19 protein-coding genes are annotated in these 17426 nt (G+C 60.2%); 9 read left to right on the forward strand and 10 right to left on the reverse strand.

The window, feature by feature from the left end; genetic code table 11:
- Nucleotides 1-93: 93 nt before the first annotated feature.
- From JFU11_RS25950 to JFU11_RS25975, 6 genes are all read right to left on the reverse strand, one after another.
- Nucleotides 94-666 carry a HupE/UreJ family protein gene (locus tag JFU11_RS25950; RefSeq protein ID WP_201062527.1) on the reverse strand — a complete coding sequence of 191 codons (573 nt, stop codon included), beginning with the start codon at nt 664-666 and terminating at the stop codon, nt 94-96.
- Between the two features lie 28 nt (nt 667-694).
- Nucleotides 695-1309, reverse strand: a complete 615-nt coding sequence (ureG, locus tag JFU11_RS25955; protein WP_201062528.1) for an urease accessory protein UreG — start codon at nt 1307-1309, stop codon at nt 695-697.
- Nucleotides 1310-1332: 23 nt separating this feature from the next.
- A complete protein-coding gene (locus JFU11_RS25960) occupies nt 1333-2007 on the reverse strand; it encodes an urease accessory protein UreF (RefSeq protein ID WP_201062529.1) in 675 nt (224 codons plus the stop codon).
- Entirely contained in the window at nt 2004-2504 is a 501-nt protein-coding gene (gene ureE / locus JFU11_RS25965; RefSeq protein ID WP_123721470.1) for an urease accessory protein UreE, read from the reverse strand. The genes JFU11_RS25960 and ureE overlap by 4 nt, the downstream gene beginning before the upstream one ends.
- Nucleotides 2505-2697: 193 nt before the next feature.
- A complete protein-coding gene (locus tag JFU11_RS25970; RefSeq protein WP_008009759.1) occupies nt 2698-3330 on the reverse strand; it encodes a TetR family transcriptional regulator in 633 nt (210 codons plus the stop codon).
- Between the two features lie 157 nt (nt 3331-3487).
- Complete coding sequence (locus JFU11_RS25975) at nt 3488-3916, reverse strand: hypothetical protein (RefSeq protein ID WP_201062530.1); 429 nt, start codon at nt 3914-3916, stop codon at nt 3488-3490.
- Between the two features lie 387 nt (nt 3917-4303).
- On the opposite strand from JFU11_RS25975, the gene JFU11_RS25980 reads away from it, so the two are divergent.
- Entirely contained in the window at nt 4304-6379 is a 2076-nt protein-coding gene (locus tag JFU11_RS25980) for an AsmA family protein (protein WP_201062531.1), read from the forward strand.
- Nucleotides 6380-6519: 140 nt separating this feature from the next.
- On the opposite strand, the gene JFU11_RS25985 is transcribed toward JFU11_RS25980, so the two are convergent.
- A complete protein-coding gene (locus JFU11_RS25985) occupies nt 6520-7464 on the reverse strand; it encodes a LysR substrate-binding domain-containing protein (RefSeq protein WP_201121408.1) in 945 nt (314 codons plus the stop codon).
- Between the two features lie 110 nt (nt 7465-7574).
- On the opposite strand from JFU11_RS25985, the gene JFU11_RS25990 reads away from it, so the two are divergent.
- The 3 genes from JFU11_RS25990 (at nt 7575) to JFU11_RS26000 (ending at nt 9516) form a co-directional block, all read left to right on the forward strand.
- Nucleotides 7575-8213: an NAD(P)H-dependent oxidoreductase gene (locus JFU11_RS25990; RefSeq protein ID WP_038978743.1), complete on the forward strand. Its 639-nt coding sequence runs from the start codon at nt 7575-7577 to the stop codon at nt 8211-8213.
- Complete coding sequence (locus JFU11_RS25995) at nt 8214-8519, forward strand: multidrug efflux SMR transporter (protein WP_007903452.1); 306 nt, start codon at nt 8214-8216, stop codon at nt 8517-8519.
- 106 nt (nt 8520-8625) lie between these two features.
- Complete coding sequence (locus JFU11_RS26000; protein ID WP_048396159.1) at nt 8626-9516, forward strand: triacylglycerol lipase; 891 nt, start codon at nt 8626-8628, stop codon at nt 9514-9516.
- Between the two features lie 126 nt (nt 9517-9642).
- On the opposite strand, the gene JFU11_RS26005 is transcribed toward JFU11_RS26000, so the two are convergent.
- Entirely contained in the window at nt 9643-10530 is an 888-nt protein-coding gene (locus JFU11_RS26005) for a DMT family transporter (RefSeq protein ID WP_201062533.1), read from the reverse strand.
- 97 nt (nt 10531-10627) lie between these two features.
- Here JFU11_RS26005 and JFU11_RS26010 point away from each other — a divergent pair, with 97 nt between their 5' ends.
- The 3 genes from JFU11_RS26010 to JFU11_RS26020 all read left to right on the forward strand — a co-directional run bounded on the left by JFU11_RS26010 (nt 10628) and on the right by JFU11_RS26020 (nt 12949).
- Nucleotides 10628-11416: a helix-turn-helix transcriptional regulator gene (locus tag JFU11_RS26010; RefSeq protein ID WP_201062534.1), complete on the forward strand. Its 789-nt coding sequence runs from the start codon at nt 10628-10630 to the stop codon at nt 11414-11416.
- 70 nt (nt 11417-11486) lie between these two features.
- Nucleotides 11487-11792, forward strand: coding sequence for a PsiF family protein (locus JFU11_RS26015; RefSeq protein ID WP_095052920.1), 306 nt, complete (start codon nt 11487-11489; stop codon nt 11790-11792).
- Nucleotides 11793-11935: 143 nt separating this feature from the next.
- A complete protein-coding gene (locus tag JFU11_RS26020; RefSeq protein WP_052965889.1) occupies nt 11936-12949 on the forward strand; it encodes an AI-2E family transporter in 1014 nt (337 codons plus the stop codon).
- Between the two features lie 116 nt (nt 12950-13065).
- Here the strand turns inward: JFU11_RS26020 and JFU11_RS26025 are convergent, their stop codons facing one another.
- A complete protein-coding gene (locus JFU11_RS26025; protein WP_201062535.1) occupies nt 13066-14340 on the reverse strand; it encodes an Hsp70 family protein in 1275 nt (424 codons plus the stop codon).
- Between the two features lie 297 nt (nt 14341-14637).
- On the opposite strand from JFU11_RS26025, the gene JFU11_RS26030 reads away from it, so the two are divergent.
- Together JFU11_RS26030 and JFU11_RS26035 are read left to right on the forward strand one after the other, a co-directional pair.
- Nucleotides 14638-15585, forward strand: a complete 948-nt coding sequence (locus JFU11_RS26030; RefSeq protein ID WP_123721726.1) for a DnaJ C-terminal domain-containing protein — start codon at nt 14638-14640, stop codon at nt 15583-15585.
- 24 nt (nt 15586-15609) lie between these two features.
- The gene (locus JFU11_RS26035; RefSeq protein ID WP_095052922.1) at nt 15610-15915 is read left to right on the forward strand and encodes a chaperone modulator CbpM; all 306 of its coding nucleotides are present in this window, start codon (nt 15610-15612) and stop codon (nt 15913-15915) included.
- 155 nt (nt 15916-16070) lie between these two features.
- Here the strand turns inward: JFU11_RS26035 and JFU11_RS26040 are convergent, their stop codons facing one another.
- On the reverse strand, nt 16071-17198 hold the full coding sequence (locus JFU11_RS26040) for a HAMP domain-containing sensor histidine kinase (RefSeq protein WP_123721459.1): 1128 nt from the start codon (nt 17196-17198) through the stop codon (nt 16071-16073).
- Nucleotides 17199-17426: the final 228 nt, after the last annotated feature.

Consider the following 17426-nt stretch of genomic DNA (forward strand, 5'->3'; position numbering starts at 1 on the left):
GGGATCTTTGGTCTTCACACGATCTGTGCTGGCGGCGAATATCCTGTAGGAGCGAGGCTTGCCCGCGAAGAAGCCGGTTCAGACGCTAGAGAATCAACCCGCCAGCAACCACACCCCAGTCGCCGCCGAAGCCGCACCCGCCAGCCGAACCAGCGGTGCGGCGGCCTGAGGCAAGACGCGAACCACCGCATAACCCGCTGCATGCAAAGCCGCCGTCGCCCCCACAAACCCAACGGCATACGCCCAAGGGCTCGACATGTCCGGCAGCTCCAGACCATGCGCCACGCCATGAAACAGCGCGAACAATGCGGTCGCACCCACCGCCAGGCTCAACGGCGGACGCACCGCCAAAGCCACCGTCAGGCCTAACGCCAATACCGAGGCAGCAATCCCGCTTTCCAGCGCCGGCAGGTTCATCCCTTCAAAACCCAGCAGGCCGCCGATCAGCATAGTGCCCACGAACGTGCAGGGCAGCGCCCAACGCGCGGCGCCTTTCTGCTGCGCGGCCCACAACCCCACGGCAACCATGGCCAGCAAGTGATCGAGGCCGCCGATCGGGTGGCTGATGCCGGCCATCAAGCCATTGTCGCCGTGGCCCGGGTGAGCGAACGCGATGGCCGGGCTCAGCAGCAGGGCCATGGCGCCCAGAATGCGTTTCAGTGTCATGGATAAGCTTCCTTGTTGATAAGTGTGATCAGGCCGCAGTCAGTAAGCCCTGGCGTTCGATGAAGGCGATGATTGCTTCCAGGCCCTGACCGGTTTTCTGGTTGCTGAAGACGAACGGTTTGCCGTTGCGCATGCGTTGGGTGTCGCTGTCCATCATCTCTAGCGAGGCGCCTACCAGAGGCGCGAGGTCGATCTTGTTGATCACCAGCAGATCGGATTTGCAGATCCCCGGCCCGCCCTTGCGCGGTAGCTTGTCGCCGGCCGAAACGTCGATCACGTAGATGGTCAGGTCCGACAGTTCCGGGCTGAAGGTCGCCGAAAGGTTGTCGCCACCGGACTCCACCAAGATCAGATCCAGTCCCGGGAAGCGCCGGTTCAGTTGATCCACGGCTTCGAGGTTGATCGAGGCGTCTTCGCGGATGGCTGTGTGCGGGCAGCCGCCGGTTTCCACGCCGATGATCCGTTCGGGCGCCAGGGCTTCGTTGCGCACCAGGAAGTCGGCGTCTTCGCGGGTGTAGATGTCGTTGGTCACGACGGCCAGGTTGTAGCGGTCGCGCAAGGCCAGGCACAGGGCCAGAGTCAGGGCGGTTTTGCCGGAGCCGACCGGGCCGCCGATGCCGACACGCAGGGGGTGTGCGTTCATGTGATTCTCCAAAGTAAAAGGCCCTAGGAACGGAACAGACGGCTGTACTGGCGCTCATGGGCCATGCACGCCAGGGACAGGCCGAAAGCGGCGCTGCCAGAGTGTTCGGGGTTGATTCGGGTGGCGTCTTGCTGCGCCTGTTGCAGCAGCGGCAGCAGTTCGCTGGTCAGGCGCTGGGCAGCTTGCTGGCCCAGGGGCAGGGTTTTCATCAACACCGCCAATTGGTTTTCCAGCCAGCTCCAGAGCCAGGCGGCCAGCGCATCTTGCGGGCTGATCTGCCAGGCGCGGGCCGCCAGCGCCCAGCCAAGGGCCAGATGCGGTTCAGGGTATTGGTCGAGAAAGGCCCGGGCCGGCGCATCCAGTTCCGGTAAACCGTTGAGCAGTTGCTTCAACGAATAACCCATCTGTCGACTTTCCTGATGCAACTCGCGGGTTTCCCGGCTGGCGCGATGCTCTTCGCAGCGTTGCAGCAGTTCGGCCCAGTTTTCTTCGGCCGCAGCGGTGCTATGGGCGAGCAGTAGCGGCGCTTCGAAACGCGCGAGATTGAGCAGCAACTGATCGCTGATCCAGCGCCGCGCGCTGTCAGGATCGTTTACGCGGCCGTTATCCACAGCCATCTCCAAACCCTGGGAATAGCTGTAGCCGCCAATCGGCAGCTGCGGGCTGGCCAAACGCAGCAGCGCCCAGGCTGGGTTCATAAGCGCACGCCGAACTGGTGCAGTTTCGGCGGGTAGTTGAAATCCTCGTCACCATGGCGCGAATGGTGATGACCGCCGCCGTAAGCACCGTGTTCCGGCTGGAATGGCGCTTCGATGTTCTCGGCATTGGCGCCCAGTTGCTCGAGCATGGCCTTGAGCACGTAATCGTCGAGCAGGCGCAGCCAGCCATCACCGACTTGCAGGGCCACATGGCGGTTGCCCAGGTGATAGGCGGCGCGGGTCAGTTCGAAGGCGTTGGCGCAGGTGACATGCAGCAGTTGTTCGGAGCGAGCGCAGACGCGAACGACGCGCCCATCTTCGGCTTGCAGGCATTCGCCGTCATATAGAGGCGGCTGACCGCGCTCCAAAAACAACCCGACGTCTTCACCCTCGGCACTGAAACAGCGCAAACGGCTTTTGCTCCGGGCTTCGAAAGTCAGGTGCAACTCGGCGGCCCAGACGGGTTGAGGGTCGATTCTGCGATGAATCACCAGCATCGGAAGGCTTCCAGCAATGGACAATGCTCAGGGATAGAGCAAGGGGCTTGCCAATCGGGGTGAGAGGTAGGAAATGCCTGTCGGAGCGTGGAGGGTGGTTCAGAATTTTGGATCAAGTTGGTGCGTGTGGAGTTTTCGCGCACCAATGTGGGGTGGGGGGGGCGAGCCTGCTCGCGCCCACAGGGGGATGTATTTACTCGGTGCTGCCGAGGCCTTGCCAGTGTTTTAGGCCTATAAAGATGAAGCGCAACTGCTGCGTGATCTTCGCCTGCGGCGTCAAATGCTCGGGTAGTGCCTCGGCCGGGGGATCAATAATGTCAGGCAGTGTGGCGAACACGCTTTTGACGATCAGATCAGCCATGACACTCAAACCTGCGATGTCCAGATGCTGCAGTTTCGGCATCAGCGACAAGTCTGCCGCCAGGTCCGAGCTGATGTCTTCGCGCAAGCGGCCAATGGCCTGGCGCACCGGCAGCGAGCCGCCGTACTGTTCGCGGGCAAGAAACAGGAACTGCGAGCGATTGGCGGTGACCACATCGAGAAAGATCCGTACCGAGGCGTCGATGATGCCGCCCATGACGAACTCGTTATGGCGCACCAGGCGGATGGTTTCACGGAAGGTCTGACCGACTTCGCTCACCAGCACCAGGCCCAGTTCATCCATGTCGGCGAAATGCCGGTAGAAACCGGTGGGTACGATCCCGGCGGTTCTGGTCACTTCGCGCAGGCTCAGGCTGCCGAATCCTCGGCCGCTTTCCATCAAGTGGCGGGCAGCGTCCATCAGGGCGTTGCGGGTCTGTTGTTTCTGTTCGGCGCGGGGCAGCATCGCAAGGGTGTTTTCTGGACAGGGACAGCGGCGCACTCTAGCAAATCGGCTTCGCTGGCGTCGAACGACTATCGGGATATCACGCGGGGAAATGCAGCTTCTATAAAGTCAAAAGCCCAATCCGGGGATTGGGCTTTTTTTCGGGGCCGCCATGGGCTTAGCTCACAGCGCTGTTGCGTTCGATTACACGGTCACCACCACCTTCAGCAAGGGTTTGACCTTGTGGAGTGCGATCGGAACCGTCGGCAGCCAGGGGCTGGCCTTGTGGAGTGCGATCGGTACCGTCAGCGGCCAGGGTTTGACCTTGTGGAGTACGGTCGGAACCGTCAGCGGCAAGAGTCTGACCTTGTGGGGTGCGATCCGATCCATCTTGAGTGATCAGGCCTTTTTCTTTCAGGCGATCATTGCCACCTTCGGCCAGGGTCTGACCTTGTGGAGTGCGGTCGGAACCATCAGCGGCAACGGTCTGGCTGAACACCGAGTGGCTGTCTTTGACTTGTGGAGTGGCCTGATCAGCGGCCGGCAAAGCAAAAGCGGTGCTGGCCAGCATTGAGAGGGTAAGGCTAAGCAGTAATTCGCGTTTCATGATGGGTTGCTCCTTGGGAGGGCGATAAAGTGGGTACGAGGGCAATGCTACTCTCGATAAGTCGATACAAAAGTTCATAAACGCAATGGTAATAATCAACAGAATTGATTGTTCGGCCGCAGCGCTCTAGAACGGGCGTTTCCGGCGAGCTTTTTTGCACTGGGGTGGGTATTTTCGACCCACTCTCGCCTCGCAAAAGTGCGGGTGTGGTAACGCCGGATGAGGGAGCAGGGTGTCCCCGGCCGATTATTTGAGTGTTAAGTGCCTATTCGGTTAAACCTGCGTGCCATTTCCCAGTCCTAGATTTCATGGCAGGCCAGTTCTGGCCTAACGTTTCATCAGTGCGTCGCTGTCGGGGCGCTCAGTCGTATTCAGGAGCTCTGTGCAATGACGCGCACTCGTAAAATTCTTGCCTGGACCTTCGCCAGCCTCGTTGTCCTGCTGGCCGTCCTGGTGCTGATCATCGCGTTCTTCGATTGGAACCGGATCAAACCGCCCCTGAACGCCAAAGTGTCCGAAGAACTGCATCGTCCGTTCGCCATCAATGGCAACCTTGCGGTGGTCTGGCAGCGCGAGCCTGATGAGGGCGGCTGGCGAGGCTGGGTGCCGTGGCCGCATGTGGTGGCTGAGGATTTGAGCCTGGGCAACCCGGACTGGTCGAAACAACCGCAGATGGCCACCCTCAAACGCGTTGAGCTGCGCATTTCGCCGCTGGCCTTGCTGGCGCAGCGGGTGGCGATCCCGCGCATCGACCTGAGCGAACCCAATGCCGAGCTGCAGCGTCTGGCCGACGGTCGCGCCAACTGGACGTTCAAGTTCGACCCCAAAGACCCGAACGCCGAGCCTTCGAACTGGGTGCTGGACATCGGGGCCATCGGCTTCGACAAGGGCCACGTCACTCTCGACGACCAGAAGCTGAAGACTCAGCTTGATCTGCTTATCGATCCGTTGGGCAAACCGATTCCATTCAGCGACATTGTCGGGGACAAAGCGGCAAAAAAAGCAGTTGAAAAGGGTGGTTCGCCGCAGGATTACGCCTTCGCATTGAAGGTCAAAGGCCAATACCACGGTCAGAATCTCGCGGGCGAGGGCAAGACCGGCGGTTTGCTGGCTTTACAGGACGCCTCCAAGCCGTTCCCGCTTCAGGCGCAAATGAAGATCGCCGACACCAGCGTCGAACTGGCCGGTATGCTCACCGATCCATTGAACCTCGGCGCTCTGGATTTGCGATTGAAACTGGCCGGTGCCAGCCTGGGCAATCTCTATCCTCTGATCGGCGTGACGCTGCCGGATACTCCGCCTTATGCCACCGACGGGCACTTGATCGCCAAGCTGCATGAGCCGGGCGGGGCGGTGTACCGCTATGAGGAGTTCAACGGCAAGATCGGCGAGAGTGACATCCATGGCAACCTGACCTACGTCGCGAGCCAGCCGAGGCCCAAGCTCAGCGGGGCGCTGGTGTCCGATCAACTGCTGTTTGCCGACTTGGCCCCGCTGATCGGTGCCGATTCCAACGCCAGGCAAAAGGACCGCGGCGGTGAAAGCAAGCAGCCGGCAGACAAGGTGCTGCCGGTCGAGGAATTCAAGACCGAGCGCTGGCGCGCGATGGACGCCGATGTTGAATTCACCGGCAAACGCATCGTCCACAACGAAAAACTGCCGTTCAACGATCTCTACACTCATTTGGTGCTGACCGATGGTGTGCTCAGCCTCGAACCCCTGCGTTTCGGCGTGGCCGGCGGTAATCTCGATGCGCAGATTCGTCTGGACGGGCGCGCCGAGCCTTTGGAAGGTCGGGCCAAACTGACCGCGCGCAAGTTCAAGCTCAAGCAGTTGTTCCCCACTTTTGAAATCATGAAAACCAGTTTCGGTGAGCTCAATGGCGACGCCGACCTTACTGGCCGGGGCAACTCTGTGGCCAAACTGCTGGGCACTGCCGACGGCAATTTGAAGATGCTGATGAATGACGGTGCTATCAGTCGCGAGTTGATGGAGCTGGCGGGGCTCAACGTCGGCAACTATGTGGTCGGCAAGATCTTTGGCGACAAGGAAGTGAAGATCAATTGCGCAGCGGCCGATTTCGAGATCAAGGCTGGTCTGGCGACCACGCGGCTGTTCGTCTTCGATACCGAGAACGCGATTGTCTATATCGATGGCACGGCGAATATGGCGACCGAGCAACTGGACCTGACCATCTCCCCGGAATCCAAGGGCTGGCGTTTGATTTCGCTGCGTTCACCGCTGTATGTGCGAGGTAGGTTCATCAAGCCGGATGCGGGCGTGAAAGCGGTGCCGCTGATGCTGCGTGGGGCTGGGATGGTTGCACTGGGTGTGATTGCCGCGCCGGCGGCGGGCTTGCTGGCGCTGATAGCGCCGAGCGCTGGTGAGCCGAATCAGTGTGCGCCGTTGCTGGAGCAGATGAAGGCGGGCAAGGCGCCGGTGACGGTTAAACCCACCAAGTAACTTTCGGCGTCTGTGAAGACGCCATCGCGAGCAGGCTCGCTCCCACAATGGACCTGTGTGTACAGGGAAAATGTGGGGGCGAGCCTGCTCGCGATGGCGATATGCCCGACGCTACAGATCTTTCAGAATGCAATCGAAGCCTACAGGGGAATGAGTTCTCCCGAAGGCTGCGATCTTGGCAATAGACCAGACAATCGAGCTTCCTCCTGCAACCACGCAAAAAACGCCCGCACCGGCGGATGCCGTTCACGGCCCGGTACGCACAGCGCGCTGTATCCGGCCCCGTCGACCTGAGTGTCCCCCCGATAGGGCAGTAGCAAGCCGCTGGCCACACTTTCCGACACCAGAATATTGCTCGCCAGCACCAGGCCTTGCCCGGCGATGGCGGCTTGCAGGGCGTAATGCTCTTCGTCGTATTCACGCACCGCTGGTTGTTCGGTCAGCCACGTTTCGCCGGACTGCGCGCACCAGGCCTCCCAGCCATGGGCGTACAGCTTGGAGTTGTGCCAGCGCACGCTGATCAGGGTCGGTACCCGACTGGACGCCAGGGCCACTTGTTCAGGCGAGCCATAGACCCCGAAGGATTCGTCGAACAGGCACAGGCCATACAGGTTCGGGTAATCGTCGAGGCTGTAACGCACCACCAGATCGACGCTGGCGTCCTGATGCAAATCGATGACTTCGCAGTGAGTGTCCAGGCGCAGGCTGATGCTCGGATGACGGGCATAAAACCGGCCCAGCCTTGGCACCAGCCAGAGGGCTGCGAAGGCGGCCGTGGTGGAAATCGTCAGGTTCGTGCCGCTGCGTTGCGGGCGCAAGGTATCGACACTTTGCGCCACTTCCAGCAGGGCGCCGTGCAGGCTGCGGAACAGCCGTTCGCCACATTCGGTCAGGCGCACCTGCCGTGGCAGTCGTTCGAACAACGGCACGCCGAGCCAGTTTTCCAGGGAGCGGATCTGGTGCGAGACCGCCGTCGGCGTCACGGAGAGTTCTTCGGCGGCGGCCTTGAAACTCAACAGGCGCGAGGCGGGTTCGAAGGCGCGCAGGGCGGTCAGCGGCAACGAGGCAAACATTTGAAACTCCATGGATGAAATGAATTCATCCAGACTGATTTTTGTTCATTTGAAGAGAGGCGGCTACGCGCTTCAAGCTGCAAGCACAAGCCGTTTCAGTTTAGCCCTTCAAGGAGATTCAGATGAGCAGAATTCTTGCCATTCACGCCAGCCCCCGTGGCGACCGTTCACATTCGCGGCGTTTGGCCGAGGTGTTTCTTTGCGCTTGGCAGGGCCGCAACCCGCAGTCGCAACTGACTCGCCGTGAAGTCGGTCGGGCGCTGATTCCGGCCGTCAACGAAGCGTTTGTCGCGGCCGCTTTTCATCCGGAACCTGAAGCGCGACCGCTGTCGATGCAGGCCGACCTGGCACTCAGCGATGAATTGGTGGGGGAGTTGCTCGGCCATGATCTGTTGGTGATTTCCACGCCGATGTACAACTTCAGCGTGCCCAGCGGCCTCAAGGCCTGGATCGACCAGATTGTGCGGCTCGGGCTGACGTTCAATCACACCCTGGACAACGGCGTCGCTCAGTACGAGCCGCTGGTGCAGGGCAAGAAGGCGTTGATCGTCACCAGTCGCGGCGGGTTCGGCTTCGGGCCGGGTGGTGAACTTGAAGCGATGAACCATGCCGATCCGTTGCTGCGCACGGCGCTGGGGTTTATCGGCATCACCGACGTCACCGTTGTCGCCGCCGAGGGTGAGGAGTCCGCCGAGCGCACGTTCCAGGTGTCCGTGGCCGAGGCCGAGCAGCGTTTGCTGGCGCTGGCCAGGGAGTTCTAGATGGCCTGGTTGTTCTTGCTGATCGCCGCCGGGTTCGAGGTCACCTTCGCCATGGGCATGAAGTACGCCGAAGGCTTCACCCGGCTCTGGCCGTCAGTGATTACGGTGGTGGCCGCGGTGGGCGGGATTTACTTCCTCACACTGGCCATGCGCGAATTGCCGGTGAGCATCGCTTACCCGATCTGGACCGCCATCGGTTCACTGGGCACGGTGTTTCTCGGCTTTGCGCTGCTGGGCGAAAGCCTGACCGCGCTCAAGCTGGTGTCGGTCGGGCTGATTGTGGCGGGCGTGGTGGGGTTGAAGTAAGCGATGTCATAGACTGGTCGTTGAGTTGTCATCTTGGGTGGCGATGCTTGGCTGATGCCTTGCATCCGGCCTTGCTTCATCTCACCGATCACAAGGATGTTCATCCATGTCGCAAGGTTCTGCCACGCGTTACCCCTTGGTGCTGGTCCCGGGGATGCTCGGCTTTATCCGTCTGTTGCTCTATCCCTATTGGTACGGAATCATTTCGGCGCTGCGCCGGGATGGGGCGACTGTGATTGCGGTGCAGGTCTCGCCGCTCAACTCCACCGAGGTACGCGGCGAGCAATTGCTGGCGCGGATCGAGGAGATTCTGCGCGAAACCGGGGCCGAGAAGGTCAACCTGATCGGCCACAGCCAGGGCTCGCTGACCGCCCGTTACGCCGCGGCAAAACGCCCGGACCAGGTGGCTTCAGTGACCTCGGTGGCCGGGCCGAATCACGGTTCGGAGCTGGCGGACCATCTGCACACCCATTATCCAGCTGACAGCGCCAAGGGCCGGCTGCTGAGCTTTTTACTGTGGCTGATCAGCGCGTTGATGTGCCTGCTGGAAACCGGCTATCGCGGGCCGAGACTGCCGGTGGATATCCCGGCTTCGCACCAATCCCTGACCACCGCGGGCGTGGCGCTGTTCAATCAGCGTTATCCACAGGGCCTGCCTGACACCTGGGGCGGGCACGGCCCGGAAGTGGTCAATGGCGTGCGGTATTACTCCTGGTCCGGAACCTTGCAGCCGGGCAAGACCGATCGCGGGTGCAACCTGTTCGACGGGACCAATCGAAGTTGCCGGTTGTTTGCCAGGACTTTCGTGCGCGAGGCGGGGCATTGCGACGGGATGGTCGGGCGTTACAGCTCGCATTTGGGGACGGTGATCGGTGATGAATACCCGATGGATCACTTCGATATCGTCAACCAGTCGCTGGGGCTGGTGGGCAAGGGGGCAGAGCCGGTGCGGTTGTTTGTTGAGCATGCGGCGCGGTTGAAGGCGGCCGGTGTGTGAACGGCAGTGGGACCGCGTTATCGTTCTTCGCGGGCAAGCCACGCTCCCACAGGTTTTGTGTCGGACGCCCGTAATAGGCACGACGCCAAACCTGTGGGAGCGTGGCTTGCCCGCGAAGGCGTCCGGTCAGGCAACACTGACCTTACGGCCCAGCACCGTGGTCCAGCGCTCCGACAAAATCACTCCACCCAACGTCAACACCCCACCCACCAGGTGATACATCGCCAACTGCTCATGCAGCACCACCGCCGCAATCAGCGCCGTAATCAATGGCAGCAAATTGAAAAACAACGTGGTCCGGCTCGGCCCCAGGCGCACCACGGCCTGCATCCACGCCAACGGCGCAAGCATCGAGGCCAGCAGGCAGGCGTAAAGCACCAGCGGGATGTTCTGCAGGGTCGGGCCGATTTTCGGTGAGGCGAGGAACAGCGGAAACAGCACCGCCACCGCGACCAACACCTGCAAATACAACAACACCAGCGGCGGCAAACGCAGCTGCCATTTTTTCAGCAGGGTGCTGTAAATCGCATACGCCAGCGTGGCGATCAACATCATCGCGTCACCCAGGTTCACCCCGTGTTCCAGCAACGCGCCAAGGCTGCCGGACGACACCACCACCAAAACACCCGCAAACGACAACACCGCCCCGGCCAGTGCGCCGGCAGTCAGGCGTTGGCCGAGGCTGACAATCGCCATGGCCAGCGACATCAACGGCATCAGCGACAAAATGATCCCCATGTTGGTGGCCGAAGTCAGCGTCGCAGCGAAGTAAGCCAGGCTCTGATAAACCGCCATGCCAAGCACGCCGAGGATGAAAATCCTGCCCAGGTTCGGGCGGATCAACGGCCAGTGGGTGATCACCGGTTTAAGCATGAAAGGCGTGAACAGCAGTGCGGCCAGCAGCCAGCGGTAGAAACCGATTTCGGCGGGAAAGATCGCGCCGACCGCCAGTTTGTTGATCACGGTGTTGCCGGCCCAAATGAAAATGGCCAGCAGGGGGTAAGCGTATTGCATCGGGAAAAACCAGAATGTTAATGAAGGGTGATTATCCGCTTGTCTGGATCAATGCCTATACTTCAATCCAGACAATCTACCTCTGATTCCAGACAGCATGAACAGCAAACACATCGACCTGCTGGATTTCAACGAACTGCCGGCCCCGGTCTATTTCCGTTATGCCGACTTCAACACCCACGAATACGCCTCGGCCCACCATCACCCTTGGGGCACCCTCGAGTATTCGGCCAATGGGGTCTTGCACATGGAAATCGGCAGCCGCCGCTTCATGTCGCCGCCGCAATACGCGGTGTGGGTGCCGCCCGGGACCGAGCACAGTTTCTATAGCAATCAGCCGATCAACTACCGCGCGGTCTGCCTCGCGCCGGCACTGTGTCGCGACCTGCCGCAGCAGGCCTGCACCCTGGCGATCAGCGACATTCTCAAGGCGATCCTGAAAGACTTCGCCGCCCGCGATGTGAAAATTCCCGAGCACGATGCAGACAAGCGTCTGGCTCAAGTGCTGGTGGACCAACTGCAACAGGCGCCGATGCATGAGTGCTACTTGCCCTACGCCAGCAGCCCCGGGCTACTCGCAATCCTTGAAGCCTTACAGACCGAGCCTGGGGACAACCAGCCATTGGCGCACTGGGCCGGACAAATTCACGTCAGCGAACGCACGTTGGCCCGGCAGTTTGTTCGCGAATTGGGCATGAGTTTCGGGGAGTGGCGGCAACGGCTGCGGTTTCTGGCAGCGATCGAAGCGCTGGACAGCCAGCGCAGCATTCAGGAAATTGCCTTCGACATGGGCTACAGCACCGGCTCGGCCTTTATCGCGATGTTTCAGCGTCAGGCCGGGTGCACGCCTGAGCAATATCGACGCAGCCACCTCGATAGCAGGTGAACGTGCAACAGGCTTTGTCTACACTCCGAAAAGGCCGCATCCATCGGTGCGGTAACAAGGAGAAGACTCCATGAAGATGTTGCGTGCCCCGTTGTTGATGGTCGGTTTGCTGCTCTGCTCCCAGGGTTTCGCCGCCACTGCCCAACAGAACAAAATGACCACCTGCAATGCCGACGCTACCGCAAAAAGCCTCAAGGGCGACGAGCGCAAAGCCTTCATGAGCACCTGCCTCAAAGCCGCGCCGGCCGCCGATGCCGCCAAGCCCATGACCCCTCAACAAGAAAAGATGAAAACCTGCAACGCCACCGCCACCACCCAAGCCCTCACGGGCGATGCGCGCAAAACCTTCATGAGCGAATGCCTGAAGAAAAAATAAAGATCAGAAGATCGCGTTCTCTGTAGGAGCTGCCGCAGGCTGCGATCTTTTCGGCGCGCCGCCGCTTGAAGGTCATCCGCTCGCTTCGGCGCCAGAACGCTGGCAGACTGCCAATCCTTTTACGTCGTTCGTTTTGAGGCTGTATGTCAGCGTTTTCTCAGCGTCAGGTCTTGTTGTTCATCAGCTGGGTCATCATTTTTGGTGGTTTGCTGCTGGTGCTACCTCTGCGATTGCTGCCTAGCCTGCTGGCCGGGTTGTTGGTGTTCGAACTGGTCAACATGCTCACGCCGCAATTGCAGCGGCTGATCGAAGGCCGCCGTGCGCGCTGGCTGGCGGTGGCGTTGCTGGGAACATTGGTGGTCAGCGTGCTGGCGCTGATCTTTGCCGGTGCGATCAGTTTTCTGCTGCACGAGGCGGAAAACCCCGGCGCTTCTCTCGATAAATTCATGGTCGTGGTCGACCGCGCACGTGGGCAGTTGCCGCCGTTCATCGACGCTTATCTGCCGGCCAGTGCCGCCGAGTTCCGGGTGGCCATCGGCGAGTGGATGAGCAAGCATCTCAGCGATTTGCAACTGGTGGGCAAAGACGCGGCACATATGTTCGTGACGCTGCTGATCGGCATGGTGCTGGGGGCGATCATCGCCTTGCAGCGAGCGCCGGACGTGACCAAACGCAAACCGTTGGCCGCAGCGCTGTTCGACCGTTTGCACCTGTTGGTCCAGGCGTTTCGCAACATCGTTTTCGCCCAGATCAAGATTTCCCTGCTCAACACTTTCTTCACCGGGATTTTCCTCGCGGTGGTCCTGCCGATGTTCGGGATCAAGCTGCCGCTGACCAAAACCCTGATCGTGCTGACCTTCCTGCTCGGCTTGCTGCCGGTGATCGGCAATCTGATCTCGAACACCTTGATCACCATCGTTGGCTTGTCGCTGTCGATCTGGGTGGCGGTGGCGGCGCTGGGTTACCTGATTGTTATCCACAAGCTCGAATACTTCCTCAACGCGCGCATCGTCGGCGGGCAGATCAGTGCCAAGTCGTGGGAGTTGCTGCTGGCAATGCTGGTGTTCGAAGCCGCGTTCGGCCTGCCGGGCGTGGTGGCGGGGCCGATTTATTACGCGTATCTGAAGAGTGAGTTGAAGCTGGCGGGGATGGTTTGATCCGGCAAATATGTATTGCCTGATCTGACGCCATCGCGGGCAAGCCCGCTCCCACAGGTCATGCGCTGTCCTTGTGGGAGCGGGCTTGCCCGCGATGGGGGTGCTTCGGTTTCAGGTCAGGCGAGGGTGCCGTAACGCTTCATCGCCTCGATCGCCAACCCACTACCGATGCTGCCGAAGATGTTCCCTTCCACATGCCGAGCATTCGGCAACATCGCCGAGACGCTGTTGCGCAGCACCGGAATCCCGCTCGAACCGCCGGTGAAGAACACGGTGTCCACCTGATCGACCCGCACGTTGGCGTCATTCAACAACTGGGTCACGCTGTTGCGCACCCGCTCCAGCAAGTTATCGATGGCTGATTCGAACAGTGCCCGGCTCAGTTCCACGCTCAAACCCGGTTCAATACGATCCAGTGGCACATGGCGGCTGTCGGCGTGGGTCAGCTGGATCTTGGTTTCTTCTACTTCCATAGCCAGCCAGTGGCCGGCGCGCTGGTCGATCAGCTTGAACAGGCGATCGATGCCGCCGGTGTCCTCGATGTCGTAACGCATGCTGCCCAGGGCCAGGGTCGACTTCTGCGAGTACACCGAGTTGATGGTGTGCCAGGTCGCCAGGTTCATGTGGTGGCTGGTCGGCATATAGGCGCCGCTCTTCATCCGGCTGCCGTAGCCAAACAGCGGCATCAGGCCTTGCAGGCTCAGCTGCTTGTCGAAATCGGTCCCGCCGATGTGCACGCCACCAGTGGCGAGAATGTCATCGTGACGATTGTCGTGGTTGCGGCGCTCAGGCGACAGGCGCACCAGCGAGAAGTCCGAGGTACCACCGCCGATGTCGACGATCAGTACCAGCTCTTCCTTTTCGATGGTCGACTCGTAGTCGAACGCCGCTGCAATCGGCTCGTACTGGAACGAGACGTCCTTGAAGCCGATGGCGCGGGCTACATCCACCAGGGTGTTTTCCGCTTCCTGGTCGGCCATTTCATCGTCATCGACGAAAAACACCGGACGACCCAGCACCACTTCTTCGAATTCCCGACCGGCAGCGGCTTCGGCACGCTTCTTCAACTGACCGATGAACAGCCCGAGCAGGTCCTTGAACGGCATCGCCGTGCCGAGAACGCTGGTATCGTGCTTGATCAGCTTGGAACCCAGCAGGCTCTTGAGCGAGCGCATCAGCCGGCCTTCGTAACCTTCCAGGTACTCGTGCAGCGCCAGCCGGCCGTATACCGGGCGGCGTTCTTCCATATTGAAGAAGACCACCGAGGGCAGGGTGATCTTGTCGTCCTCCAGCGCGATCAGCGTTTCCATGCCGGGGCGTAGCCAGCCGACGGTGGAGTTGGACGTGCCGAAGTCGATACCACAGGCACGGGCTGGAGATGCGTTTTTCATGTCTTTCAAGTTCCGGTTAAAAAACGGCCGCGCAGTGTATGTCAGAGCGGCGAAGATTCGAAGGCCGACTATCCGTTAAATCGCAGCGATCAGCGCTTGAAAGATGCTCCAACACCCCCAAACTTCCCTGCATAGACTTGGCAACCCTTGGGGCGACTGCAAGAACCGCGCCCTGCTGCCGATAAACTTCTGATGCGCTGCCCGGTCACAAAGTTGAGATCGGTCAATCCAAATGCTGCAAACAAGAGCATGCTGTACTTGGCTGCGCGATTTCGATAATGGATGGTGATTCCCTCGATGGACTTCAAAGACTATTACAAGATTCTCGGTGTGGAGCCGACCGCGGACGATAAGGCGATCAAGGCCGCCTATCGAAAGCTGGCGCGCAAATACCACCCCGATGTCAGCAAGGAAAAGGACGCCGAGGCCAAATTCAAGGACGCTTCGGAAGCCTATGAAGCGCTGAAAAGCGCCGACAAGCGCGCCGAATACGACGATTTGCGCAAATACGGCCACCACGGTCAGCCCTTTCAGGGCCCACCGGGTTGGCAGAGCCGCGGCGGTTTCGGTGGTGGTGGTCAGGACACGGGCGATTTCTCGGACTTTTTCAGTTCGATCTTCGGCAACCGTGGTCCGGGTTTCAATGGTGGTGGACGGTCGGGTCATAGTGCCGGGCGTCGAGGGCAAGACGTGGAAATGGAATTACCGGTTTTTCTGGAAGAAACCCTCTCGACCGAATCGAAGAAGGTCAGCTTCCAGGTGCCGCATTACAACGCTGCCGGCCAGCATGTCAGCAACACCAGTAAAAGCCTGAACGTGAAGATCCCCGCCGGCGTGACCGACGGTGAGCGCATCCGCCTCAAGGGCCAGGGCGCTCCGGGCATCGGTGGCGGGGCCAATGGCGACCTGTACCTGACCATCCGTTTTGCGCCGCACCCCAAGTTCGACGTCGAAGGCGAGAACCTGATCATCACCTTGCCGCTGGCACCGTGGGAGCTGGCGCTGGGGACCGAAGTCGCGGTGCCGACCCTGACCGGCAAGATCAACCTCAAGGTTCCGGCCGGTAGCCAGAATGGCCAGCGCATGCGCGCCAAGGGCCATGGCCTGCTGCACAAGGCTGGTCATCGTGGCTATCTGTTCGTGCAGCTCAAGGCAGTAATGCCGAAAAAACTCGACCATGACGTCAAAGAATTGTGGGAGGAGCTGGCAAAAAAAGCCGCTTTCGATCCGCGAGAGAACTTTTGATTTTGAGATAAGGAGTAGCCAATCATGAGCGACCCCGTGATCGTTCTACTGGACCTGGCAGAATTCTGCGAGGCGACCGAACTGTCGGACGTGCACGTGATCGAGATCGTCGAACACGGCATCCTCGAACCTCAGGGAGCCCTGCCCAAGGATTGGCGCTTCACCGATTATGAGCTGGTGCTGGCCAAGCGTGCTGCCAAGCTGCGGCGCGACCTTGAGCTGGAATGGGAAGGCGTCGCCCTGGCGCTGGACCTGCTGGAAGAGGTCCAGCAACTGCGGGCCGAAAACCGCATGCTCAAGCAGCGGTTGGGGCGGCTGGTGGTCGAGTAGCTGTAAACACTCCCTGTGGCGAGGGGGCTTGCCCCCGTTGGGTTGCGAAGCAGCCCCAAAAACCAATGCCCCCGGATTTTTTCAAGCCCATCTCATTCTCAGGAATTGCGACCGCTTCGCGGTCGAACGGGGGCAAGCCCCCTCGCCACAGGGCTTCACCCCTTTCTGGGCAACACCACAGTAAACAACGTCCCATCAACCTCATTGGAGCTGACGTCGATCGTCCCTTGATGGGCCTTCACCACTTCCTTGACGATGAACAGTCCCAGACCGAGGCTGGTGGTCGGCGCTCCGAGCTCTTCGTCGGCACTGCGCACCAGCGGATCGAAGATTGTGGAGATCGCCTCGGGTGGAATCGGCGCACCGTCGTTGTGCACAGTGAGCCGAACGCTGTCCGCTTCGCCCCTGAGGGTCAGTTTGACCGCGCTGTTGTTCGAACCGTGTTGCAATGCATTGCCGATCAGGTTCTGCAACATCTGATTGAGCTTTCGGCCATCCCACACACCTTGGGTATCGCCTTCGACGCTCAATGTCGGATCGCATTGCGGATGAGCGGCGCAGGCCTGCGCAATCGCTTCACGCGCCGTATCGGCCAGATCCATGGGCGCCGGTTCGATCGGCAGGCTCTTGCCCAAGCGACTGCGGACCAGCTCCAGCAAATCGCCAATCATCACCGCCATGTGGCGAGTGCCGCGCTTGATGTGGAGCGCACAGGTCAATGCGTCGCCCTCAAGGTTGGTTTTACGCATGAGTATTTCGGTAGACATGCTCACCGCTTGCAGCGGTGCGCGCAGGTCATGGCCGAGGATCGCCAAAAAGATGTCCCGGGAATGATTGACCTGCTCGGCATAGGCCGCGGTAGATTCGGCCAAGGCTTCGTCGATGGCTTCGTTGAAGCGGATCATGTCCTGGAAGTAGGCCAGGTCCGGCGAGTCCAGGCTGTTGACCCACAGACGGATCACACACGCGCGCAAATGGCGAAACTCGCTGGTCATCTGCACCAGGTCGAAGCCCACGGTATGCCGCAACTCGCCATGGCTGGCGCCGGCTTCGTCCAGGCTCGGGGTTTTCTCCGGACCTTCACCCCTGGCTTTTGCCAGCTGTTCACTGGCGGATTGGGGTTTGCTCATGTCCCGTGCGGCGGCCAGCAGGATCGCTTTTGAATGATCGCGCAGGGACACGCCGTCCATGTTGTCGGCCGCGGGGGTGATTGTTCTGGCAAATTGCTCCCATTCATCGACGATACGGTCAACGTGGAACACGATGAACTCGGAAAGGCGCATAAATGGTTACCTGGGGCAGGGGAAGGGGAGCAGCGAATCGCATAGTAGCGCCTTTGGGAGGCTGAAAAAACGACCGTTGATGCGCTGGCACTATCGGAGCCAACGGAGGCGGTATTTATATATTTTCGGCTCCATGATTTTCGAACGGTATCTGCTTTGGCCTAACAGTTATTTGGTCTTTTTTTTGCGGCAGGAGTGAATAGGCTGGTTGCTCTACCCCTTAACACC

The sequence above is a fragment of the Pseudomonas sp. TH37 genome (assembly GCF_016650735.1).
Taxonomy (GTDB): domain Bacteria; phylum Pseudomonadota; class Gammaproteobacteria; order Pseudomonadales; family Pseudomonadaceae; genus Aquipseudomonas; species Aquipseudomonas farris.